General features: G+C 37.9%; 20 protein-coding genes and 1 other annotated feature. Of the genes, 13 read left to right on the top strand and 7 right to left on the bottom strand.

Going from position 1 to position 23924, the window contains the following annotated elements; translation table 11 throughout:
• Positions 1 to 61: 61 nt before the first annotated feature.
• Together PT287_RS02750 and PT287_RS02745 are read right to left on the bottom strand one after the other, a co-directional pair.
• Complete coding sequence (locus PT287_RS02750; protein ID WP_277132366.1) at positions 62 to 2389, bottom strand: ABC transporter ATP-binding protein/permease; 2328 nt, start codon at positions 2387 to 2389, stop codon at positions 62 to 64.
• A 123-nt stretch (positions 2390 to 2512) separates the two neighbouring features.
• A complete protein-coding gene (locus PT287_RS02745) occupies positions 2513 to 3601 on the bottom strand; it encodes an ElyC/SanA/YdcF family protein (RefSeq protein ID WP_277132364.1) in 1089 nt (362 codons plus the stop codon).
• Positions 3602 to 3687: 86 nt separating this feature from the next.
• On the opposite strand from PT287_RS02745, the gene PT287_RS02740 reads away from it, so the two are divergent.
• Positions 3688 to 4404: a type II CAAX endopeptidase family protein gene (locus PT287_RS02740; protein WP_277132362.1), complete on the top strand. Its 717-nt coding sequence runs from the start codon at positions 3688 to 3690 to the stop codon at positions 4402 to 4404.
• On the opposite strand, the gene PT287_RS02735 is transcribed toward PT287_RS02740, so the two are convergent.
• From PT287_RS02735 to cbpB, 4 genes are all read right to left on the bottom strand, one after another.
• The gene (locus PT287_RS02735) at positions 4360 to 5508 is read right to left on the bottom strand and encodes a cation:proton antiporter (RefSeq protein WP_277132360.1); all 1149 of its coding nucleotides are present in this window, start codon (positions 5506 to 5508) and stop codon (positions 4360 to 4362) included. The two genes, PT287_RS02740 and PT287_RS02735, sit on opposite strands and share 45 nt — an antisense overlap.
• Positions 5509 to 5547: 39 nt before the next feature.
• Positions 5548 to 5607 (bottom strand) — a sequence feature (sodium ion sensor (DUF1646 type); this cis-regulatory element may regulate processes involved in with the transportation of sodium ions).
• A 39-nt stretch (positions 5608 to 5646) separates the two neighbouring features.
• Positions 5647 to 7515, bottom strand: coding sequence for a heavy metal translocating P-type ATPase (locus PT287_RS02730; RefSeq protein ID WP_277132359.1), 1869 nt, complete (start codon positions 7513 to 7515; stop codon positions 5647 to 5649).
• Positions 7516 to 7638: 123 nt separating this feature from the next.
• A complete protein-coding gene (locus PT287_RS02725; protein WP_277132358.1) occupies positions 7639 to 8205 on the bottom strand; it encodes a hypothetical protein in 567 nt (188 codons plus the stop codon).
• A 250-nt stretch (positions 8206 to 8455) separates the two neighbouring features.
• A complete protein-coding gene (cbpB, locus tag PT287_RS02720; protein WP_277132469.1) occupies positions 8456 to 8938 on the bottom strand; it encodes a cyclic-di-AMP-binding protein CbpB in 483 nt (160 codons plus the stop codon).
• Positions 8939 to 9486: 548 nt separating this feature from the next.
• Between cbpB and PT287_RS02715 the strand changes: the two genes are divergently transcribed.
• The 8 genes from PT287_RS02715 to PT287_RS02680 all read left to right on the top strand — a co-directional run bounded on the left by PT287_RS02715 (position 9487) and on the right by PT287_RS02680 (position 16389).
• Positions 9487 to 9810, top strand: coding sequence for a hypothetical protein (locus PT287_RS02715; RefSeq protein WP_277132356.1), 324 nt, complete (start codon positions 9487 to 9489; stop codon positions 9808 to 9810).
• Between the two features lie 115 nt (positions 9811 to 9925).
• Positions 9926 to 10078 carry a teichoic acid D-Ala incorporation-associated protein DltX gene (locus PT287_RS02710; RefSeq protein WP_277132355.1) on the top strand — a complete coding sequence of 51 codons (153 nt, stop codon included), beginning with the start codon at positions 9926 to 9928 and terminating at the stop codon, positions 10076 to 10078.
• A gap of 15 nt (positions 10079 to 10093) precedes the next feature.
• Entirely contained in the window at positions 10094 to 11608 is a 1515-nt protein-coding gene (dltA, locus tag PT287_RS02705; RefSeq protein ID WP_277132354.1) for a D-alanine--poly(phosphoribitol) ligase subunit DltA, read from the top strand.
• Positions 11608 to 12840 carry a D-alanyl-lipoteichoic acid biosynthesis protein DltB gene (dltB, locus tag PT287_RS02700; RefSeq protein WP_277132352.1) on the top strand — a complete coding sequence of 411 codons (1233 nt, stop codon included), beginning with the start codon at positions 11608 to 11610 and terminating at the stop codon, positions 12838 to 12840. The genes dltA and dltB overlap by 1 nt, the downstream gene beginning before the upstream one ends.
• Positions 12841 to 12876: 36 nt before the next feature.
• Entirely contained in the window at positions 12877 to 13116 is a 240-nt protein-coding gene (gene dltC, locus PT287_RS02695) for a D-alanine--poly(phosphoribitol) ligase subunit DltC (RefSeq protein ID WP_277132350.1), read from the top strand.
• Positions 13109 to 14416, top strand: coding sequence for a D-alanyl-lipoteichoic acid biosynthesis protein DltD (gene dltD / locus PT287_RS02690; protein ID WP_277132349.1), 1308 nt, complete (start codon positions 13109 to 13111; stop codon positions 14414 to 14416). Before dltC ends, dltD begins: the two co-directional genes overlap by 8 nt.
• Entirely contained in the window at positions 14416 to 15390 is a 975-nt protein-coding gene (locus PT287_RS02685; protein ID WP_277132347.1) for a serine hydrolase domain-containing protein, read from the top strand. Before dltD ends, PT287_RS02685 begins: the two co-directional genes overlap by 1 nt.
• Positions 15391 to 15633: 243 nt before the next feature.
• Positions 15634 to 16389 (top strand): DUF975 family protein, encoded by a 756-nt coding sequence (locus tag PT287_RS02680; protein ID WP_277132345.1) that lies wholly within the window; start codon positions 15634 to 15636, stop codon positions 16387 to 16389.
• A gap of 43 nt (positions 16390 to 16432) precedes the next feature.
• Here the strand turns inward: PT287_RS02680 and PT287_RS02675 are convergent, their stop codons facing one another.
• Entirely contained in the window at positions 16433 to 16675 is a 243-nt protein-coding gene (locus tag PT287_RS02675) for a hypothetical protein (RefSeq protein WP_277132343.1), read from the bottom strand.
• Positions 16676 to 16814: 139 nt separating this feature from the next.
• Between PT287_RS02675 and PT287_RS02670 the strand changes: the two genes are divergently transcribed.
• The 4 genes from PT287_RS02670 to PT287_RS02655 all read left to right on the top strand — a co-directional run bounded on the left by PT287_RS02670 (position 16815) and on the right by PT287_RS02655 (position 23816).
• Positions 16815 to 18128 (top strand): PTS sugar transporter subunit IIC, encoded by a 1314-nt coding sequence (locus tag PT287_RS02670; protein WP_277132341.1) that lies wholly within the window; start codon positions 16815 to 16817, stop codon positions 18126 to 18128.
• Entirely contained in the window at positions 18094 to 18963 is an 870-nt protein-coding gene (locus PT287_RS02665) for an alpha/beta hydrolase (RefSeq protein ID WP_277132467.1), read from the top strand. The genes PT287_RS02670 and PT287_RS02665 overlap by 35 nt, the downstream gene beginning before the upstream one ends.
• Positions 18964 to 18977: 14 nt before the next feature.
• A complete protein-coding gene (locus PT287_RS02660; protein WP_277132339.1) occupies positions 18978 to 21518 on the top strand; it encodes an ATP-binding cassette domain-containing protein in 2541 nt (846 codons plus the stop codon).
• Between the two features lie 189 nt (positions 21519 to 21707).
• Positions 21708 to 23816, top strand: coding sequence for an ATP-dependent Clp protease ATP-binding subunit (locus PT287_RS02655; RefSeq protein WP_277132337.1), 2109 nt, complete (start codon positions 21708 to 21710; stop codon positions 23814 to 23816).
• The last annotated feature ends 108 nt before the right edge of the window (positions 23817 to 23924 follow it).

Below are 23924 nucleotides of genomic sequence, written 5' to 3'. Positions count from 1 at the left end.
TTAACTAGCAAAAAAGTTATGACCATTGTTACACATGGAACATAACTTTAAATTACTAAAATTATTCACTTCTTAATGCAATTGCTGCGTCCTTTTTAGCTGCCATTCGTGCTGGAAGATGGCCGCCAAGCAGAGTCAAAATCGTTGAAATGATGATCAAAATTAATGCATGAATTGGATTAAGTTGAGCTACGTTTGTTAAATCGGTGATATTGTACAAGATGCTGTTAATTGGGAAGGTTAATAGGTAGGCGATAATAATTCCTAAGACTCCTGAGAAGACACCCAAAATAAATGTCTCGGCATCGAAAACACGGGTAATATCTTTCTTCCGAGCTCCTAGAGCTTTGAGCACACCGATTTCTTTAGTTCGCTCAAGAACGGAAGTATAAGTTAAAATCCCAATCATAATCATCGATGTAACTAATGAAATTGCGGCAAAGGCTACAAGAACTGTGGTAATTCCGTTGAGCAAACCACCTGTCATTGATGTAACAGCACTCGACATATCAGTATAAATGATTTTGTTTTTCTTATTCTTACCTTTGTTCCATTTATCCAGGTAATCTAAGACTTTATCTTTTGAATTAAAGTCATTTGGATAAATCATAATACCCATTGGCAAAGTTGAACCACCAATAGCTTGCATCATCTGCTTCTTTTCGGCTGTACTCATATTTTGTCCAGTCATAACATTCTGCTTAGATTTCTTTTGTGCTCTCACAATTGCAGAATTTTGATTGGACTTGATGATGTGTTGCGTTAGCTGGTCACTATAGGTAATTCCAGGAGAAAGTAGGGCGAGTGAATCTTTGTTCTTTGGTCGAATAATGCCGACTACTCGTAGCGTAGTTTTACTGTTGTTGTACATTGTTGTGTCAGCTTTTTGTGGAATAAACATTCCTGTTGGCAATTTTTGGTAGTAATCGTCGTTATCAATTATTTTGTATTCTTTGCCAAGCAACTTGTTGAACGGCAACTTTTCACCGTTCTTAATTTTGAAACCTAAGTTCTTAAAGACGTTGATATTAACAGTGTCCTTATTGTTGGTTACCAGGATTAAGTCGGTTGCCTTCTTGGGCCAGGAACCATTAAGTAATTGATAATTATCTTTCAGGAATGAAGTTTTTCCTGATTTAAGAGTGGTTGGGAAAACGGCTGAACCGAAACCGCTGCTTTCTTGAACTTCTGCTAATGCGGATTCCTGTGCACTAGTAGCAATTGTTGAGAATTTAACTCGTTTAATTTTTTGACCATCTTTAGCCAGTAAGTTGAGATTAACGCCGCGTTGGTAAGAAATATTATTAGCGTAGTCAGGATTAATCTTTTTCACGTAGTCAATATATGCAGGCGTAATTTTATTTTGGTGCGTAGATGACTGCAGTTCACTTTCTTTGGCCGTAATATAGCCGCGATTCTTGACATTTTTATCAGAATCATCGTTTTTAGTGCTTGATGCGTTGGTTGCCGTTTGGCTAATTGAAACAGGATACTTAGCTAACGCCTTGCTCATTGTGGTATCAATTTGCTTTTGAAAACCGTTGGATAGCGCTAAAACGATGGCAATTGAAATGATCCCGATACTTGATGCAAAAGCTGTCAGTGTCGTGCGGCCTTTTTTAGTCATAATATTTGTAAAACTCAATTTAATTGCGTTCCAATAAGACATTTTAGTGCGTTTAAGTTTAAACGTATCTTGCTCATTTTTGGGCTCATAAGGGTCAGAATCGTTGAGAATTTTACCATCTTGGAATTTAACAATTCTAGAAGCATATTCCTCAGCTAATTTAGGGTTGTGCGTCACCATAATTACTAAGCGATCTTTGGCAACCCGCTTAATTAGCTGCATGATTTGCTCAGAAGTTTCAGTATCAAGGGCTCCAGTTGGTTCATCACAGAGTAAAATATCAGGATTATTAGCTAGTGCTCGCGCAATTGCCACCCGTTGCATTTGCCCCCCGGATAACTGATTGGGCTTTTTGTTAATATGTTCTTTCAGACCAACTTGTGTTAAGGCCTCAATTGCGCGTTTATGGCGTTCACTAGCGGGGACACCAGATAAATTCATTCCCAATTCGACGTTGGCGATGATTGAGAGGTGCGAGATTAGATTGTAATTTTGGAAGACAAAACCAACAGAGTTGTTACGGTATGCATCCCAATCCGTTTCTTTAAAATTTTTGGTTGATTTACCATTGATAATTAAGTCACCAGAATCATAACGGTCAAGGCCGCCAATAACGTTTAGCATGGTTGTTTTTCCGGAACCACTCGGTCCTAAAATGGCGACAAATTCTTGATTACGAAATGAAATCGAAACATCATTAAGTGCATGTGTGACGGTATCACCTACGTGGTAGGATTTGCGTAAATCTTTTAATTGCAGCATATAAAATTGTCCGTTTCTTTAATAAAGTAATAATAAAAATCAGTTTAACATTGATGAAAAAAAGTAGCTAGCTTGAAAGCCTAAAATTAAGATGATTTTAAGCTTTCAAAATAGCAGTGTGCTTTAGTTTTGAGCCGGACTCAAGCCAGTAAAAAGTGCCAACAGAATAAATGCTACCAATATTAATGTAATAACTATTAAGTGGCGTTTTTTGTTCATTACAAGCACACCGGCAAATTCGCGTACAATGGCGTTGGGTAAGAAGTAAAACCTGGTATATGAGCCGACACCGTTAGCGTTTAGTCCAGCAGCTCGGGCAAAAAGAGAAGCCCGAAAAATATGATAATTATTACTAAAAAATTTAGCCCGATAATTATCACTGCCATAGTCCTTGGCCGCTACTTTTGCTGAAAAAAGCATGTTCTGATACGTATTCTGAGATTTATCTTCGCGCAGAATGTTGTCAGGTGCAATACCACGGGCTAAAGCATATTCTGTCATCGCTTGAGCTTCAGAGATTTTTTCGTCTTTGCCTTGACCACCAGACATAATTAATTTAGGCATTTTTCGTCCCTTGGCAACCTGTTTTTGCGCAAATTGAATTGCTCGGTTAATGCGGCTGGCAAGTAGGGGTGTCACTGTCTCACCGTTATATAGTCCAGCACCCAAAACGATTAGGTAGTCTTGATTATACTGCCGTGGTACAAGTTGGTAGAGTGCTAAGTTCACCAGAAAGTTGTAAGCAACCAGTAATAAATACAAAACGACAGCTGGTGTAGCGTAAAGCAAGGCTTTTAGCCAATTTGGTGCAGCTTTAAATGGGCCAATTAATGCAATCGCCCAAACAATAATTAAAGCTAGACCAATAAAGAGGGTTAACAAATTAGGCAATGTGTGGCTTTCGCGTTGCCAAACAAAATAAGCATTCCATAAAAAGAAGAGCCAGGAAAAAGCAGCCATCAAAACGATAATCGTTACAAAAAGCGCCAGTACAACAATGTAAATATTAATTAGAATCTGCAAATTGGTAGCAATGATTAACACTGTAAACCAAATTCCAAGTATTAAAATGAAGGTTGTAAATAAAATCCCATTAAAAAGTCGTCGTGGCTCTTTTAACCAAGCCGTTAAAAATACGATAAATGTGAGGAATAATAGAATCGTTAGGTAGGTAAATGGCTGATTTGAACTAAAAATTTGAAAAAAGTGCATTCTGTATCTCCATTTTAGGTTTTATGAGTTAAATCTATTATAATGAATACATTTAGAAAAGTCATAGAGAATAAAGGTTGATTATTATGAAAAAACTGTTTAATTGGCTAGGAAATATTGCTGGTATCATTTTAGCATTTGCTAGTTACCAAATTTTGGAGTACTTTTACTTTTTCCCGCACCAATTGGAAAAACTGTTGCATATTAATTATGTAATGCTGATTATTTTGACCGCGATTGCAACGATTTTAGTGTTGGCATTCATTTTATATTTATATCAAAGACAGTTAAAAATAGAGAATAATTGGGGCTTTAACCAATCTCCACATTGGGATGGCCATCGTCTATTAATCATGTTATTTAGCTTAATTTTAATTGTTGTTTGCAGCTATACGTTACAAATTTTGTTGGGCGTAACATCGCAGAATACTTCTGCTAATCAAGCAACGTTAGACAAAATTTCGCTACAAGCAGGGGGCTTATTTATCCCAATGGTTTGCATAATTGCGCCAATCTGTGAAGAAACGATTTTCCGTGGTTTGTTTTTCAACACTTTTTTTATGAAAGAAAGTAAGATAAGCAAATGGCTAGGGATAATTTTCAGTGGGTTCGTATTTGGTTATATGCATGATCCCAGCATTACTAAATTTATCATTATCTATTGGGCTTTGGGATGCATTTTAGCGTGGGTTTATACGAGCACTAAGGACTTGCGCTATTCTATGTTGACACATATGTTTTACAATTCGCTACCTTACTTATTGATTATTTTGGATAAAATGATTCAAAATAAATGGCGATAAGATTGTTGTAATAATAATGATGACAATTAGGCTGGAATATATATCCTGTGATACTAAGTGACTACTCTGACCAAGTTGGGCTACAATTAAAGCTACTTCGCCTCGAGAGATCATACCTGCACCTACAATATTGCCTTCATTTTTGCTAAAGCCGAATAACTCGCCGCTATATTTTCCCGCCCAAAATTTAGAAATAATTGCTAAAATAGTTAGCACGATGATAAAAACTAAATTCTGCTGAAAACTGTTAAAGGTAATTGCTAATCCAATATTAGTGAAAAAGACGGGAATAAAAATGGCATAACCAATGGTATTGATTGATCGCTGAATTTTTTGGTGTTGAGGGGTTTGTCTAAGAGCAAGTCCGCCAAAGAAAGCACCAATTACATCTGATAATCCTACATAATCGGCAGTCCAAGCAAGCATTAGAACAAGACTTAACGCTGCAATATCGCTTGCATGATTCACTGTCATTTTGCTAGTGAGTTGCATTAATTTTGGTGTTAGTCGATAAATTAACCAGATAAAGCCAAAGTATCCAATTTCTAAAGCAAAATTTATAAAAATATTAGTAGTAGGACCATTATTTTCTCCTGAATGGCTGAATGCGGTAAAAAGACTAAGCACAACTACTGCTAAAATGTCGTCAAAAATAGCTGCACCTAAAATAGCTGTCCCAGCACGACTATGCAGCTGACCCTGTTCTTGTAAGACAACTACAGAGATCGAAACGCTAGTAGCAGAAAAAACAATGCCAATAAAAGTCGCTTCTAGTATGGACATTCCGAATAGATAACTAGCAAGTCCAATAAATGTGATTGGCAAAATTACACCAGTCGTAGCGATAGTAAAACTTAATTTGAAATATTTTTTAAGTAGTTCAAGGTTACTTTCTAATCCGGCTAAAAACATTAATAAAATTATCCCGAATTGTGAAAAAAGACTGATTAAATTATCTGGTTTAATCCAATTAAGTAAGGCTGGCCCAAGTAAAATTCCCGAAAGTAGCTGCCCAATCACTGTAGGCATTTTTAATCGTGTAAATATTTGTCCAAAAATAATGGAACTAAATAAGATTAAAATTAATTCTCCTAAAAAAGTCATAATATTCCTTTCTTTGAGTAAACAAAAAACTTCCAAGCAGCTCTTTGACCCAAAAGAGCAAATCTTGAAAGTTTTTATTTTGGTAATAAAACTCCAACCACTAAAAATATTTAATTAAATAAAAGTGTATCTTAAAAATTATTTATCTGCAACTAAACCTGTTTGCTTAGGATTTTTAGGTTTAGTTTTGGCCAATAAAGCTAAACTAATTGAAATCATGTCAACACATTCCTGCAGGATGGCACCCCAGAATGCTGGGATAACACCGGTGAAGGCAATTAGTTCAATAATAATTACAATACTAATAGCTGTTAAAACGTCAACATTCGCTACTTTCATTGTATGTTTGGAAATTGCAACGGCATCGTTAACTTTAGATAAGTCGTTGACCATAATGACGACATCAGCACTTTCACTCGCAGCAGATGCACCCTTGGCACCCATTGCAATACCGACGTCGGCCGCAGTTAAGCTTGGCGCATCATTAACGCCATCGCCAGTCATGACAACTGGCCGATTTGCTTGAGGCACTTCTTTGATTGCCTGGATTTTTTGTGCTGGCAAAAGTTCGGAACGAACATCGTCTACGCCAACTTCTTTACCAATCTTGTCGGCAACATCTTTGTGGTCGCCAGTAAGCATCATAATGTGCTCGCCACCTTGCCGCTTCAGGCGAGCAACTGTTGTCGCACTTTCTGGCCGTAATTGGTCTTTGAAAGTGATATAGCCTGCATATTGATTATCAATTGAAACATAAACAGCGGTAGAATTAACCGCGTTAATTTTTTCATCAGGAGCAACATAACGTAATTTACCAACTTTAACAACGTAATTTTCAACCTTGCCGCTAATTCCCTCACTAGTTGTTTCCTTAATATTAGTTGCAGGTTTAATGAGCTGCTTGTTTGTTACGTTAACTAAAGAATTAGCGATGATATGACCTGATTGTTGTTCGACACTAGCAGCATAACTTTGTAAAGTTTTTTCGTCAAAATCACTGTCAGGAGAAGGAACAATTGCGTCAATAACTAATTGGTTTTCTGTTAAAGTACCGGTTTTATCGAAGGCAAACGTCTTGGCTGTAGCCAATTTTTCTAGAGTTGGGCCTGATTTAACGATGATGTGGTGCTTGGACATTGAACTCATGCCGGAAACTAGGGCAACGGGCGCCGCAATTAATAACGGACATGGGGAAGCCACAACCATAACTTCCGCAAAGTTGACGGGATTTCCTGAATGAATCCAAGCACTGATCCCGATTACTAAGGAAATAATAGTAAATGGAACAGCATAGCGATCGGCCATTTTGACAAATTTTGCAGGTTGCGCTTGCGAAGACTTGACTAAAGATACGATCGTTTGATATTCGGAATCGCTAGCCTTTTTAGTAACGCTCATCTCGACGGCATCACTACCATTAATTGATCCCGACATTAACTCGTCACCGAGTTGTTTAGCAACAGGGACAGATTCACCAGTCAATGAGGATTGGTCAAAGCTAGACGAGCCTTTAACCACCTTACCGTCAACGGGTACTTGCTCACCAGGCTTGATCAAAACGTGATCACCAGGTTTTAATTGTTCAACATCGACAGAAACGAGTTTGTTATTAACAATCTTGTTAGCAATACTTGGCGAGTTGCTTAACAGTGATCGTAGTTCCTTGTCAGCTTGCCCAGTTGCGTAATCTTCTAGTGTTTCGCCACCAGTCATCATGATTAAAATCATCCACTCTGCCCACTGGTCACCAATTAAAATGGTTGAAACAACAGCAATTACAGCGAGAATGTCAACGCCATAGCGACCAGTCTTAAAGTCATTGACAATTTCCATTAATAAGGAAATCGCCATCATAACACCAATAATATCAATTAAAATTGTTTGAATGGGAAATTGCAAACTGCCAATTTGAAATAAACTTTTGGTTTTAAAAACAAATTGACAGATAAGACCAATTACACCAGCAATTAATACAAGGATAAATTTCCATTGACGTCTTAAGCTCATTACTATTATGCCTCCACTACTTAAATTGTGCTTATAAATTTCATTTTAACACTAATTAAATTACTGCTAAGCAAAATTATTTCCCAGGAAATAAAAAGCAAGAGATAATATCTCTTGCTAAAATTAATAATCGCTTAACTTGATAATGTTGTTTATTTTTTTCTTTCCGTTGGTGGACTTTGAACTGCAGTCAACATGCTGATTGCGGTGGTGCTTAAAAATTTGCGGAGCATGATCTAAGTAATCTGACTTCGTACGTTTGATTGCATCGATTACATCGAATGAAGACATCGTTATAAAATCAGTATTGTTACCATAATCATTGGTTTCGATAAAGTAGTGGTTGATTTTCTCAATACCTTTGGTTGAAAAGCCTTCTTGTTCAGCTAAATCTAACAAAAATGCGTGAAGCCTGGTTGCTGAAACCACCTCATGTTGCAGCATTTCAAAAATTAAAGAAGAATTGATATCAATTGATTTTAATTGCCGTGCGATTTTATCCTTATAAAAAGCATTGACGATTTGCAAAACTTCGTTCAAATTACCAGAATTTTTATTCAATTTCTTAAGCTTGATAATTAATGCTTCTTTTTCTTTTTCTGACAATTCATTGTCACAAGGATATGAATTGTCCTTAATGATTGTATTGACTAAACTAGTTAGATCGTCCGTATTTGTTTTATTTGTCATCGTAAACATCATCCTATCTTATTTTGCATAAATGTTATTTAATTATTTAGCTTACTTAGATGATAAATATCAGTTGAATAACTATATCAATAATTCATAATTATATGATGATAATTAATGAATATATAATTAACAAAAGCTGATACAAAAGGAAACAATGCAATTTTATATTACTAAAATTTATTATAATACAATTTAATTAAAAGAAAATATAAAAAGGTGAATAACGTAGGTTATTTAAAAATATTGATTAATTGTAGCAATTTATTTTTTTAGTTACGTTATATTTTTCCTCAAAATTGTGAACGACGTAATTAAATGCCTTAATCCATTCGCGCCTAGTTAGTAACCCTTGAAAAACGTTATGATCGTCAACCACAGGTAAGAATGCATTATCAACTAATAAGTGTAATTGAGCCTCTAGAGTAGTTTGTGCAAAATTTATTTTATCAAAATCAGTTTGCATTACATCACGAACCTTTAATTCGGATAGTGGATCAAGAAAAATTTCGTCAGTCTTCATCATTTTATCGGTAATCATTGCTAAACTGAGAAGGCCAACAACGTGATTTTGACTGTCTAAAACCGGAATTTTCGAATATTTAACGCTTGTTAAAATCAAAAATGCGTGGTAAAGCGGATTATTATCTAAAACAAATGCAATTCTTGTTGCTGGAATAAGGAATGAACCTGATTTTTCTTGAATTAAATGTTTAATTGCGGGTGAGAACATAAATAAACCTTTCATTAAAATATCCCATATAAGGGAAAAGGCTCGCAAAATGCGAGCCTGTTAGTTTTCATCTACTTTGAAGGAGTAAGAATGAATGAAATAAAAAAGTGGGAGTATGTAGCAAGTTTTCTTACCTCCTTGCTACAATCTAAATATTAAACGTAAATTATGAAGTTAGCGTGGTAATTTTCTTATGAAATAGTAAAGAATTTCTTTAGAACTTTTAAAGGTAAAAGAAAAACTCACGCAACACACGTGAGTCGAAAGGGATAGATATGAAATTGACTTATAAGTCATTTCGGTTTGTTCATTATTTATACTTGGAGGAGTATGAATGAAAAACAAAAAAGTTGAGTTGTAATATACGAGGCTTCCATTCCTTGTTTATTACTCTTTTAGTATAACTGTTAAATATGAAAAAAGTGTGACGAATTTGAAAAATAGAATAATTTTTCAATAATTAAAAAATTGTTTGTTAACTTTTTGCTTGTTATAATTAGACTGATTTTTGTGTTAGGTTACTGCCTAAGAGGCAATTAAGGAAAGAAATGAAACAAGAAATTTATCATAAAAAAATTGTTTTTTGGCTGCGATTTGCTGGATGGCTATGTTTATTGCCGGCTTCAGCGTGGCTATATCTGTGGCAATTTACTAGCAGCATGGGTTTAGCGGGTTATTCTTACCTGTTTTTAACGGAATTAACCATCATTATTTTGTTTGCGGTATTTTTATTAACAACGGCAAATAGTACAAAATGGGAAAAGGTGCGTAATGTGTTAGCGTTACTGGTATTTGCCTTGCTATTTATCTCCATAATTATTGTTATTCCGTTGTATTTTGCTTATCACAATTGCCGCAAGTTGAACGACTGATTGGTATACAAACAAAAATATTTAAATTTAGTAAAATCTATTAGGCGAATATCGGGTTGCTTGCTAATTGTAGTAATATAGTCGTTAGTATATTTATTGTTATTGAGGGAGATATATGGATAAAAAAGAGAAAATTGATTCTCGGGGCAAACGAATAGGGAAGTTTGTTCTGACAACAATTATTTATTGTGTCATTTTACTGGCACTAATCTATTTGTATCAATATAGCGGCCTTACTTCGGTTCACTTTATTTACGACGAATTCTAAGGTGGTGTTACTAATATGATTAAAAATATAATTAAGAAAATTGACGAAATTGCTAAAGCTGATCCAGATCGGATTGCTTATGATTATCTTGGTCAAACTAATACCTATGGTGATCTTGAACGGCGCTCGAATGCTTGGGCGCATAAAATTAACAGTTTAAATATTCCGGAGCATAGTCCAATTATGATCTGGGGCGGGCAAACTTTTGAAATGGTTGCTAGTTTTTTAGGCTGTGTCAAGTCCGGCCATGCGTATATTCCAATTGCCAGCTATTCCAATGCAGAACGGCTAGTAATGATTCAGGAAGTTTCACAAGCACAGGTTGTACTGGCAATTGATGATTTACCTGAAATTGATTTGTCTCAATTGCAAATTGTTCATCCAGCTGAGGTTGAAGATAGTGATTTTGCAGTTGATCCTGCTAACTTTGTTGCGGGAGCTGATAATTTCTACATTATCTTTACTTCTGGAACTAGTGGCAAGCCAAAGGGCGTGCAAATTAGTCATGATAACTTGTTAAGCTTTGTTAATTGGGAAATGGCTGACTTTGCTCTACCTGAGCATCCAAGCTTTTTGGTTCAAGCGCCATACTCGTTTGACCTTTCTGTAATGAGTCTTTATCCAGCACTAGTTGGTGCTGGTAAGCTGGTTGTTTTACCACATGATGTTACCCAGAACTTTGCTCAATTATTTATGACAATGCCTAAACTGCAATTTAACGTTTGGGTTTCAACACCGTCATTTGCTCAAATGTGCTTCTTGGATAAGACTTTTGATGGTACACACCATCCAGATTTAACCCACTTCCTATTTTGTGGTGAAGAATTACCGCACACGGAAGTGGCAATGCTGCGTAAGAAGTTTCCAAGCAGTAAAATCTTCAATACTTATGGCCCAACCGAAACAACGGTTGCTGTTACCCAAGTTGAAATTACCGATGATGTCTTGGCTAAATATGATCGTTTGCCAATTGGGAGAGTTAAGGCAGACACGCGCATCACGATTGATAAGTCTAAGGGCGATCAACCGAATGAGGGCGAAATCATTATTGAGGGGCCAAGTGTCTCTAAGGGTTATATGAATAATCCTGAAAAAACAGCGAAGGGCTTCTTTAAAGATCCTGCTGATAAATACATGAGTCACCGCTCAGGGGACGAGGGCTTCTTTGATGGCGACATGCTGTTTTATCGTGGCCGCATTGATTTTCAAATTAAATTTAATGGTTACAGAATTGAGCTTGAAGAAATCAACCATTATCTTGGCAAAAACAAGTTTGTTGATCATGGGGTTGCTGCGCCAAAATATAATAAAGATCACACGGTTAAGCAGATTATTGCTGAAATTGAACTAAAAGATGGTGTTAAAGAGCAGTATTCAGAAGCTGAAATCACTAAGGCGATTAGAGCTGATTTAGCTGATGGCTTAATGCCTTATATGATTCCCCAACGTTTTGTTTACCGTGAAAAATTACCGGTTTCGCAAAATGGTAAGGTAGATATTAAAGCTGTAATTAAGGAGGTTAATGAGTAGTGAACTTCATTAACTTGCAGCCTTATGGGAATCCGCAGTACTTTATTTATCTGATTATTGGTTTATTACCGATGATTGTCAGCTTGTATTATGGTCACCGATTGAAAACTTACGAAGTTATCTTCTCGTTAGTCTTTTTGTTTTTGATCTTTGATGGTACTAAGTGGCAACAGGGTGTTAGTCTGTTAATCTACCTTGCAATTGAGCTACTGCTGACCTACGGTTATTTGCATTATCGCAAGGTTGGTAAAAATAAGACATGGGTCTTTTATCTGGCGGTAATTGTGGCAATTATTCCACTGGCATTGGTAAAAATCCAGACGGCATTTCCTAAGGCTAAAATTCTCGGTGTACTTGCTTTCTTAGGTATTTCCTATATTACCTTTAAGACGGTGCAAGTCATTATGGAAATTCGCGATGGTGCAATTAAAGAAGTCAATCTTGGCACATACCTGCGCTTTCTATTGTTCTTCCCGACAATTTCGTCAGGACCAATTGATCGTTATCGCAGGTTTGCTAAAGAATGCGATAGTGCACCTAAACGCGAGCAATACGTCGATGATTTAGCACATGCCGTGCGCTATTTGTTCCAAGGCTTTCTTTACAAGTTTGTTTTAGGTTGGTTCTTTGGGACTTATTGGCTTCCGATTATTAGCAAGTCAGCATTAATGGCTGGTACTGCTGTTGGTGGGTTAAAACTGTCTTGGTGGGTTGTTGCCTATATGTACTGTTACAGTATGTATTTGTTCTTTGACTTTGCTGGGTATTCATTGTTTGCTGTATCGATTTCCTATTTTATGGGCATTCATACGCCAATGAACTTTAACAAACCGTTTATTTCGCAAAATATTAAAGAATTCTGGAATCGCTGGCACATGACGCTATCATTTTGGTTCCGCGATTATATTTATATGCGGTTTACCTTCTTTGCAATGAAGAAAAAGCTGTTTAAGAACCGCATTAGATTATCACAAGTGTCATATTTCCTTTTGTTCTTAATTATGGGATTTTGGCACGGATTAACGTGGTACTACATCGTTTACGGCGCATTTCATGCAACAGCAATCATTATCAATGATTATTGGCTTAGATTTAAAAAGAAACACAAAGAGCAAATTCCGTCGAATAAGTTTACAAAATGGTTTGCAATTTTTCTAACATTTAACGTTGTTTGTTTTAGTTTCTTAATTTTCTCCGGCTTCCTTAGTCAATTATGGTTTGGCTGGAAGTAACGGAAAATTTATTTAAAGGATTAAGAGGTTTTAAGAATGGATATCAAAAAAGAAGTTTTAGCAATTTTACAAGATTTAACTGGTGAAGATTTGTCAAATAACATGGACGAAAATATTTTTTCTAGCGGCTTGATGGATTCAATGGCAAGTGTGCAGATGCTACTTAGCTTGCAAGAAAAATTTGATATTGATGTTCCTGTTTCAGAATTTGAAAGAACAGAATGGGACACGCCAGCTAAGATTGTGGCAAAGGTGGAAAGCTTAGAAAATGAATAACAAACGCCGACTGTGGCAGATTTTTGGCCCGGTTCTCTGCGCTATAATCCTGCTTTTGGTGATTTTGTTACTGCCATGGGAGCGAACTTTTTCGAAAGGTTCGATTTATCAAGCAGCCAATTCACAGACAACGACCATTTTTAAGGGCTCGCGAATGAAGCAAAATGCCTTTGATGAGGGTTATGTGCCGTTTTACGGTTCAAGTGAACTGTCGCGAATGGATCCGCTACACCCAAGTGTTTTAGCTGAAAAGTATCACCGCAATTATCGGCCATTTTTGCTTGGTGGCCCCGGCAGTCAATCGCTAGCCCAGTTCTTAGGGATGCAGGGCACAGCACAGCAATTGAAGAATAAAAAAGCGGTAGTTATTATTTCACCGCAATGGTTTACGAAAAAGGGCCAAGACCCGAACGCGTTTACCTTATATTATTCACCACTGCAAGCCTGCAATTTCTTATTGGGAATCAAAAAGAGTACTGTAACTAACCGTTATGCAGCTAAGCGCTTTTTGCAGATGCCGGAAGTAAAAGGTGAAATCAAGTTGGGGATGCGTAAAGTTGCTCAAGGTCAGCAATTAAGTTCGACGCAAAGATTTATCTTGGAAAATCAACGCCGCATGTTGAACACTGAAGATAAATTCTTTAGCACGTTCCAACTGCGTGATCGGATTCAGAAAATTCGTGATCGTGCCAAGCTATTGCCTAAGCAATATTCAGTTGCTGGGCTTGAACAAGTTGCTGATGAGCAAGCAGCTAAGCATACTAATTCCAACACGTTTGGAATTAATAATAGCTTTTATAGAACGAGGCTGGATAAAAAGAATTTACGCAAGCTGAAGAATAGTCAACGCAAGTTTGATTATACTAAATCAACTGAATATAGTGATTTTGAATTAATGCTGCAGCAGTTTGCTAAGCAACATACCAATGTGTTGTTTATCATACCGCCGATTAATCATAAGTGGGCAAGCTACACAGGCTTGTCACAAAAGATGTACCAGAAGTCTGTTTCTAAGATTAAATACCAGCTTGCTAGTCAAGGTTTTGCTAACGTTGAAGACTTATCAAAACGTGGCGCACAACAGTACTTTATGGAAGATACGATTCACCTTGGTTGGCGCGGCTGGGTTGCAGTTGATCAAGCGGTTAAGCCGTTCATGGCAAAAGCTAACTTGCCTTATAACTATAATATTCATAATTATTTTTATACTAAAAAATGGCAAAACAAGCCGTATGCGATTAGTGTAACTGATAAAACGCCTGCAGATACAAGTCAGAAGGAAAGTTTAAAAGACAATTAGTGCGCCAGAAAATTGATGCTCTGGGAATAAAAGGTTCTGTTTTAGTAATTAAAAATGGTAAAACTTTGCTGGACTATGCTACAGAAAACACGACTGACACTAGTTATTTAATTAATTCTGTTCAAAAGTCGATGACAGCCGCAATGGTAATGCACGAAGTGCAAAAAGGAAAATTAAGTCTGCATGATCATCTAAGTAAGTTTTATCCGGAAATTCCGGGAGCTAAAAAGATAACGATTAAAAACCTGCTGACAATGACAGCTGGTTTGGATTTAAAGCCTGGAGCAAAGTTGGGCCGGAAGCATTTTGTATCCGATAATGACAATATTAATCGTGATGCTGCCAGAACGATATTTACGTCAAAACTGCTAGGGCAATGGCATTATAGTTCGCTTAACTATATTTATTTATGTGGCATTATGTCGCAAATTACTGGCAAAAGCTATGAACAATTGTTCCGAGAAAGCTACATTAAACCGCTACAATTGAAGCACACCGCATTTTTGTGGTCGAAATCCGAAAAAATCATTGGCAGTGGTTTAGTACCAGGGATGGTTTATCACCGCAATCGCTATGTTGCTGTTAAACACAAGGCGGCTTTGCGCGATGCTCATAATGAACTTGGGGCTGGTTCTGTTGTCATGTCAAATGAAGATATTGCTAAAGTAATGCACTATATTTTAGCCGGCAAGATTTTAACAAACGCGAGTCGCAAGTTGCTGTATGAAGCTGGTCCACCAGTATATTATAATGGTGGTTTGTACAATAACATTAAGCACAATGTTAAGACCGCTAATGGTGCTGGCGAAGGCTACTATACCTTTATGCGCACTACTGATAATGGTAAGACAATGATAATTATCCAGTCTAATCAGACTAAGGCTGGTCAGTTTGCCATTTTGAAAGCAGAGATTAATCAAATTATGGGTCAACTAATTGGTTTAAAGCCTAGTAGTGAAAATATAACAGGTTAAACCTTGTCTTTTGTCAAATTGAATGCTAAAATTTTGTTGTGCCGTTATAGGAAAGTATTCATTTTCTCCGGTAGCGAAAATGCTAACTTCTATATGTGGTCAGTAATAACGGCACAACACTGTGTGAGCTTAGTTCCGATGTTGGTGGAACTAGGCTTTTTTTGATGCCTTAACTTCTGCTATTATTTTTATAAAAATAGTGTATAATATAAATTATATTTACTAATAAAAAGGAGCTTAACTATGACCAGAGCAGAGTTAAAAGCAGAGGCAAAAGAAAAATTACATGGTAATTGGCGGTGGGCTATTGGGGTAGCATTGATTATTTCTGTGATTAATTTAATTGTTTCTAGTCCTAGTTATATGCAGTTTGCTGTGCGCGGTAACATTTTGGGAATGGATTACAAGGTTCAACTGCAATGGTTATTGCAAATGTGCTTATCGATTTTTATTAGTTTTTTTGCATTGAGTTACGCGGTCACCTTTTTAAATTTATGTGATGGTCGTAAGGATAACGTTGTTAAGTCGGCTTTTTCGGCCTTTTATGATAATCTTTTTATTCCAGAACTGCTCAATTATTTGATGCAAAATGTTTTTGAATTTTTATGGTTTTTATTGTTAGTTATCCCCGGGTTAATTAAGTCTTATTCTTACGCGATGACGCCTTATATTGTAAAAGACATGGTAGATAGTGGTCAGCATGTTGAGTTTACCGCTGGGGTGACAGCTAGCAAAGACTTAATGGCTGGACACAAGTGGGAGTTGTTTGTCCTCGACCTGAGTTTTATGGGCTGGTATATTTTGCTGTATGTAGTGGGCGGCTTAATTAGTTTTGGATTAACCGCTTTGATTAGTATTACGAGTCTTTATCAAGTGTTTGCTCACGCGGTAATAATTGGCCTATGTGTTGGTATTGGTTCATTAGTACTGACACCATATATTCAAGCGACTAAGGCAGAATTTTACCGGAATTTGGCGGGTAACCAATTTAGGGAATAAAAAAGCAGGAGTAAGCTCCTGCTTTTTTAGTTAGTAACAGATTTTAGAATCTGTTTAAGTCGTCAATGCTATTTTTAAATAAGTGTTCTGAATATTTAGTGCTTGCCCCGCTGATACCATCTATTTCTTGTAATGCGTCTTTGACTTGGCTAGCACTGAGATGATTAATAAGAAACGACTGCAGCGCCTTATTGGTCAATTCATTAATATCAGATTCATTTACATCAAGATATTTTTCTACCAATTTTTCTGTTTTTTCGTTTAACTCAATTCTCTTCTTACTCATTTTCTCACCTTTCACAAACTACACTCATTATAGCATTTTTTTAAAATTTGCTGTTAAAAAACCACTAATTGTTTAGAGCTGGTAGACTTAAGAGGGTTGAGTATTATTATTTAGGTTAATAAAGTAAAGGCGTAAATTAATGATTGATTTTTTTACAAGGACTGTAGTGTGGTTGCGGCAACGTTCATTTTTTCAAGCAACGCAAAGAACACTAGTAATGTTAATGCCCATCGCTGTTTTGGGTTCATATTTTCAACTTTTATTCGATCTTGTATTTTCGCCTAACGGTTTAATTTACAATATTTTTGGTTTGGATAAAATTTTGTCAGATCATTTATGGTATGCCGGTTCCTTTGTAAGTCGCGGAATGGTGCAGGTGACTTTTGGCGTCTTTGGCGTTTATGCTACCTATTTTATGGCGCGTTATACTGCCCGAATATATCGGCGTGATTCGACAATGGCTGGCATGGCGGCTGTGTTAGTTATTCTTTTTTGCTCGTATGCTTCAAGTAGCGGTCGTGATAGTCGCATGCCGTTTACGGCTAGCTTATTGCAGGTCGATGGTGTGTTTATTGCGTTAATCATTGGTTACTGCGTGGGACAGGTGTTTCATCTTCTAGGTAAACGGTACGTTCTTGTTAAAAGAGAGAACGTTAAATGGATTCGTCATCGGGCGTGGGCAAGTGTGCTGCCAATGGTCGTATCGTTGATTTTAGGTATTATTTTAGGAGTTATTATTTATGAACTCCAACTAAAAATGTTAAATTCTGCGAGTTTTAATGAAATTGTCAGCCGAATGCAAACGACCAATAATTTGGCTGAAGGCATGTTATTATCGGCAGTAATCACGTTGTTAGGGTGGTTAGGTATTGGCTATCCACTACGTTCAATGTCGGGAACGATTAACAATGCTTATACAGCAGAAAATTTGACTTATGCGTTGCATCACGGTAATTCATGGAATGTACCGTACAAATTTTTAGGTAGTTCACTAATTAATAATTATGGGACGATGGGTGGTACAAGTATTGTGCTGGCAATTATTGTGGTGCTTTTGCTTAGACAAAAAAATCATGAGATTGAGGCGTTGGCACTGCTCAGCTTATTACCAGTAGCGTTTAGCTCAACATTGGGCTTTGCTGTGGGGATGCCGCTAATTTTAAATCCGTTGTTTATTTTGCCGATATTAGTATTGCCGCTGATAAATATGCTGCTTGCTGCCTGTGCGATTAGTCTTCATATTTTACCCGTGTCAGTCTATCCGATTTTAAAAGGTACACCGGGAATTTTAATTCCGTTTTTCGGTACTAATGGTGATTGGGTGGCATTAGTTTTCCCGATAATTTTGTTAGTGTTGGATGCTTGTCTATTGTTACCGATTATTAAAATTGGTGAGAAGATTGAGCCTCGGCTTAATCCTGAACAAGAAGGTGCGATTAATGCGCAAAAATAAGAATTTTAAGTGGATTTGTTTGCTGATAATCATATTACTGTTGCTGGCAATTCCAGGATATAATTGGATGAAGAAATCCAACAATGCTCGTGCTGAACGCAGTAAATCATTATTGTCGCCAGTGATTATGGTTCCGGGGTCGAGTGCGACAACTGAGCGGTTTAATCAGTTAATCGACCAGCTGAATAAGACAACACTGCATCATCATAGCGTTTTAAAAATTAATGTTTCACGTGAATCAAAACTTTCTTACACCGGTTCAATTGGTAAAAATGACCTGGAACCGTTCATTATTATTGGCTTTGATAATAATAAGGATGGTTATGCCAATATTAAAAAGCAGGCACATTGGCTGGATATTGCCTTTGACTCGCTAATGAGTAATTATAAATTCAATAATTTTAAGGCGTTTGGTCATTCTAACGGTGGCTTAATTTGGACGTACTGGCTTGAGCATTATTATGCAGACTATTCGAGTGAGACGAAAATGAAGTGCCTGATGACCTTAGGGACGCCGTATAATTTTACGGAAAATAATATGGCTAATCACACGCAAATGCTGGCTGATTTTATTAAAAGTCGCTCCAAATTGCCTAAGAATTTGCGAGTGTATTCATTATCCGGTGGTAAAAATTATGAGTCAGATGGCATCGTTCCTGAATCAAGTGTTGCAGCAGGCAAGTTTATTTTTCAAAATCAGGTTAAATCATATACGGCAATGACAGTTACGGGTAAAGAAGCCGACCATTCCGATTTGCCACAAAATAAGCAGGTTGTTCAATTGATTAGACAATATTTGTTGAGGTCGGAAAGACAACCAAAGCCAAATAAATAAAAGGGACAATGAACATGAAATATCAAGAGCAGCCAACTCAAATTGAAGTACGTGGTGGCCGTGTAAATAATTTGAAAAATATAAATGTCAATATTCCACTGCATAAGTTTGTTGTTATTTCTGGTCTTAGCGGATCGGGAAAATCAAGCTTGGCGATGGGGATTTTATATGCTGAAGGTGCGCGGCGTTACCTTGATTTGCTAGCGACTTATACCAGACGCCGAATTAGCCAAGTTGGTCGAGCCACCGTTGATGAGGTAAAACATATTCCGTCAGCTTTGGCATTACGGCAAAGGCCGACAATCCCTGGTGTGCGGTCGACGGTTGGCACGGTAACCGAAATTTTTAATATTTTACGGCTGATTTTTTCACGGTTGGGCTCACCAGTTTGTCCTAACGGTCATCGGGTGGCGCCAACAATTAAAATTGCTCAAGCAATGGACCTATCGGGGGATGCAATGGGGCAAATAATCTGTCCAACTTGCGGCGCTCAATTTTATGCGTTTAGCGCAGAAGATTTTGCCTTTAATTCTGATGGTGCCTGTACACAATGTCAGGGTCTGGGAACAGTTGAGCAGATTAATGACGACAAGATTATTGCCGATGAAAATCTATCGCTTGAGCAAGGTGCTGTGGCCACATGGCAGATTCCGGGACGTAACTGGATGTGGCGGATTGCACGTGAGCTCGGCGTCCGCACCGATGTTCCGTATAAAGAATTAACAGCTAAGGAAAAGCAGATTGTTTTACATGGTGAAGAACGGAAAATCCCAATTGATCTTCCAACTTCAACTGGACGAGTTTATCATTTAGATGCTTTATATGAAAATGCCTATAATGCTGTTGCTAATTCGCGTAAAACTACCAAGTCAGAACGTGGTTTAGAGCGAATTAATGCTTTTTACCGTTTTAGCACCTGTCCACGTTGTCACGGCTTGCGGATTGATCCTAGTCGCTGGACACAGTTAGTTGCTGGTAAAAATATTGTGGCGGCAGAGCAACTAACTTTGGGTAAGTTAAATGATTATATGCAGGCGATTTTGGCTGAATTACCAGAAGATATGCAGGCGCTAGCCCAAAATTTAACCGGCGAATTGATGCATCAAGTTAAGCCGCTGTTAAAGTTAGGCTTAGATTATTTGAGTTTGGCGCGGCAAGCTAGCACCTTGTCAACAGGAGAGTTGCAACGAATACAGCTAGGCCGGACGCTAAGAACGGAAACGACTGGTGTGTTATACGTTTTAGATGAGCCATCGGTTGGTCTGCACCCAGATAATGTGGCCGGATTAATTGATGTTTTTCATGAATTAGTTAATCAAGGTAATTCCTTGGTCGTGGTTGATCATGAAACATCAATTATTAACGCAGCTGATTGGATTATTGAAATTGGCCCGGGATCTGGCAGTCAAGGTGGCCAGATTATTGCTCAGGGTACGCTTGGTCAGATTAAGCAAAATGAAAGTTCGCACATTGGCCCCTATTTAACAGGTAACGCACCTTTACAAGTTAGGCCGCAGGCTGAGAAAGCCACTTTGTTTGCCAAAGGGAAGATTGCTTTTACGATTACTGATCGCTTTAATCTACACCATGTTCACGCACAAATTCCCGTTGGTCGCTTGACTTCAATTACTGGCTTTTCTGGTGCTGGCAAGACAACGATGATTCTTGATTCGCTTTTACCAGCGCTTAAGGCGCAAAAAAAGCACGAGGCTGGACCAGTTTGGGTTAAGGATTTAGCAGCCAGTGGAATTACGAATGTGATTAGTGTAGATTCTGCGCCAGTTGGTAAAAATCAACGGTCGACGGTTGCGACGTATACTGACATTATGACGAACTTGCGCAAATTATTCGCCAGCCAGCCGCTGGCAAAACAATTAAAATACAAGGCCACGCATTTTTCTTATAATAATAAAGAAGGTGCCTGTCCAGCTTGTGGTGGCACGGGGGTAATTGCACTTGATATTCAATACTTGCCTGATATGGTGGAAACTTGCTCTGTGTGTGGCGGGCGTCGCTACAACTCTCAGGTTTTGCAAGTTAAATGGCATGGGTTGAGTATTGCGGATGTTCTGGCTCTTTCAGTTGATGATGTGCTCAATCAGGGATTGTTTGCGAAAGTGCCGGCAATTCAAAAAACTGTCACCACCTTGCATGATATGGGATTAGGCTACCTGCACTTAGGTGAGTCAACGCCAGCTTTATCAGGTGGTGAAGCCCAGCGGTTGAAACTGACCAGTCACTTGCACCGCAAACAAAAGGGCAGTCTGTTTGTCTTTGATGAGCCGACGGTTGGGTTACATCCGTATGATGTGCGGACATTGCTAGCAGTTTTGCAAAAATTGTTAGCTCAGCAGGCAACAATTATTACAATTACTCATGACCTAGACGTGATAGCCAATAGTGATTATATGATTGATATGGGACCACGTGGTGGCCAGCAGGGAGGTAAGATAGTTGCTAGTGGCAGACCTGTGGATATTTCTAAAAATCCCACAAGTTTGACTGCAAAATATTTGCGTAAACACTATGATTTATATCAAAAAAATAATAAATAGACTATACAAAATGCTGAATTATCGGCATTTTTTGTTTATTCAAGAATAAAGCTATACGTTGTGGAAAAGCAAGACAAATAATTTGCTATTTGTGGATAACCTGTTATAATTTAGGATGTAAACAGATTAGCACTCTAATTGATAGAGTGCTAATTGAAGACGCAAAACTATAATAAGGGGTGTTAATAAATGGCATACTTTGATAACGATTTTGATAATTTATTTAACGAATTAAACAATTCTTTCTTTGGTAATATGAAGGATTCTGACAATGGCTCAATTCCAATCCATTATTCAGGTGATATGCACTTATCGCCGCAAAATTTTAATGGTCAAGGCCCGGTTGCTGGTCAAGACCCTAAGCAGGATAAGCCAATTGGTGTTGATTTAGTAGAGCAGGCTAAAAAGCATAAATATGATCCTGTAATTGGTCGTGATGAGCAAATTCAGGAAGTAATTGAGATTTTAAGTCGACGGAAAAAGAATAATCCTGTTTTGGTTGGCCCTGCTGGTGTTGGTAAGACTGCGATTGTTGAAGGCTTGGCACAAAAGATTGCGAGCGGCGATGTTCCAGACAAGATGAAGGACAAACACATTATCGATGTGAATATTAATGATATGGTTGCGGGGTCTAGCTTGCGGGGCAGCTTTGAAGAACGCTTGAAGAAGGTCATTGACCAAGCTAAAAAAGACCCGAACATTATCTTGTTCATTGATGAATTGCACAATATTGTCGGTGCTGGCTCAACTGATTCTGAAAATAATAGCGGGGATGCTGCTAACATTTTGAAGCCAGCTCTGGCCAGCGGTGATTTGAATTTAATTGGGGCAACGACTACCAGTGAATACCGTAGAATTGAAAACGATGCAGCTTTGGCTCGGCGCTTCCAACCAGTACAAGTACCAGAGCCATCAGCTGATGTGACCGTTAAAATTCTGGAAGGCCTAAAGAAGAAGTATGAAGAATATCACCACGTTAAATACGATGATAGTGCTTTGCGCTTGGCGGTTGAATTATCACAACGCTACATTCAAGGCCGGTATTTACCAGATAAGGCAATCGACTTAATGGATGAGGCTGGTGCCAAAAAAGGCTTGGATACTGTTCCCGAAGATGAAGCTAGTCTGCAAAAGAGAATTGAGCACCTTGAACACGAAAAGAAAGAGGCTGCTGAAAAGGAAGACTACACTAGAGCCAGTGATTTAAAGAAGCAAATCAAGGAATTGACCGATAAAAAGGATCATGTTCATGATGTTGCAACACCGCGGGTTACGGATCAAGATATTTATGCCTTAATTGAGGCAAGAACCAAGATTCCGATGAGTGAATTGCACGCAAGCGAGGGGCAACATAATCTTGACTTAGCTAAACGACTAAAGAAGGCGGTAATTGATCAAGATAGTGCGATTGATATTATTACCGACGCGATTGCGCGTAAGCAAGTCTTCAAAGACAACGATCGTCCAACTGGTTCATTTCTACTAACTGGCCCAACTGGGGTTGGTAAGACAGAACTGGCCAAGCAACTAGCAATTCAGTTGTTCGGTGGTGAAAATCACTTGATTCGCCTCGATATGTCAGAATATCAGGACCAAATGGCAGTTAACAAACTAATCGGTTCTGCTCCGGGCTACGTTGGCTATGGCGAAGGTGGTCAATTAACTGAAAAAGTTCGTCACCAGCCGTACAGTTTGATTTTATTTGATGAAATTGAAAAAGCTAACCCACAAGTCTTCAACGCATTGCTGCAAATTATGGATGATGGTCGCCTAACAGATGCCCAAGGCAGAACGGTTTCCTTCAAGGATACAATCTTAATTATGACTTCTAATGCCGGCTTTTCTGATAATTTACTTAAGGATGGCAAAGTTGACCATGATAAGATGATTCAGGCTCTGGAAGCTTACTTTAGACCAGAGTTCTTGAACCGGCTGGATGCGATTGTGCCGTTTAACTCCCTGAGTGAAGAAGATATGACCAAGATTATCGATATTTACCTCAAGAAGATGGACCAAGTTCTTGCCAAGAGAAAAGTTAAGGTTGATGTTTCACATGAAACTAAAGCCTATATTGCAGAGAAGGGTTATGACAAGAAGTTTGGTGCACGGCCATTGCGTCGGGTGGTTGAGCAAGATCTGGAAACGCCAATTGCCAAACTGCTAATGAAAGAGCCAGATACTAAGGAAGTTAAGTTTACCGCTGATGATAAGCATGTTTACTTGAACGGCGAGGCAATATTGGATATTAATCCCAAGGTAGAAGCCGACGCTGAAAAAGTCGAAAAAGAAGAGAAATAATTTAATTTTAAAAACGTCACTTTTTGAAAGTGACGTTTTTGTTATATATGGGTAGAAAAACTATCAACTGCTATTGACATCTGTATCTTTATGAGTTAAATTAGGTAG

Origin of the sequence: Lactobacillus sp. ESL0679, from assembly GCF_029433515.1 — a bacterium.
GTDB lineage: Bacteria > Bacillota > Bacilli > Lactobacillales > Lactobacillaceae > Lactobacillus.
This window is presented reverse-complemented; position numbering and strand designations above follow the sequence as displayed.

Coding starts and splice junctions, on each gene's coding strand:
- PT287_RS02710 (WP_277132355.1), top strand. CDS start 9,926: ATGGATAAAAAAGAGAAAATTGATTCTCGGGGCAAACGAATAGGGAAG.
- PT287_RS02675 (WP_277132343.1), bottom strand. CDS start 16,675: ATGAGTAAGAAGAGAATTGAGTTAAACGAAAAAACAGAAAAATTGGTA.
- PT287_RS02725 (WP_277132358.1), bottom strand. CDS start 8,205: ATGACAAATAAAACAAATACGGACGATCTAACTAGTTTAGTCAATACA.
- PT287_RS02745 (WP_277132364.1), bottom strand. CDS start 3,601: ATGCACTTTTTTCAAATTTTTAGTTCAAATCAGCCATTTACCTACCTA.
- PT287_RS02655 (WP_277132337.1), top strand. CDS start 21,708: ATGGCATACTTTGATAACGATTTTGATAATTTATTTAACGAATTAAAC.
- PT287_RS02740 (WP_277132362.1), top strand. CDS start 3,688: ATGAAAAAACTGTTTAATTGGCTAGGAAATATTGCTGGTATCATTTTA.
- dltA (WP_277132354.1), top strand. CDS start 10,094: ATGATTAAAAATATAATTAAGAAAATTGACGAAATTGCTAAAGCTGAT.
- dltD (WP_277132349.1), top strand. CDS start 13,109: ATGAATAACAAACGCCGACTGTGGCAGATTTTTGGCCCGGTTCTCTGC.
- PT287_RS02680 (WP_277132345.1), top strand. CDS start 15,634: ATGACCAGAGCAGAGTTAAAAGCAGAGGCAAAAGAAAAATTACATGGT.
- PT287_RS02670 (WP_277132341.1), top strand. CDS start 16,815: ATGATTGATTTTTTTACAAGGACTGTAGTGTGGTTGCGGCAACGTTCA.
- PT287_RS02750 (WP_277132366.1), bottom strand. CDS start 2,389: ATGCTGCAATTAAAAGATTTACGCAAATCCTACCACGTAGGTGATACC.
- dltC (WP_277132350.1), top strand. CDS start 12,877: ATGGATATCAAAAAAGAAGTTTTAGCAATTTTACAAGATTTAACTGGT.
- cbpB (WP_277132469.1), bottom strand. CDS start 8,938: ATGTTCTCACCCGCAATTAAACATTTAATTCAAGAAAAATCAGGTTCA.
- PT287_RS02660 (WP_277132339.1), top strand. CDS start 18,978: ATGAAATATCAAGAGCAGCCAACTCAAATTGAAGTACGTGGTGGCCGT.
- PT287_RS02730 (WP_277132359.1), bottom strand. CDS start 7,515: ATGAGCTTAAGACGTCAATGGAAATTTATCCTTGTATTAATTGCTGGT.
- PT287_RS02715 (WP_277132356.1), top strand. CDS start 9,487: ATGAAACAAGAAATTTATCATAAAAAAATTGTTTTTTGGCTGCGATTT.
- PT287_RS02735 (WP_277132360.1), bottom strand. CDS start 5,508: ATGACTTTTTTAGGAGAATTAATTTTAATCTTATTTAGTTCCATTATT.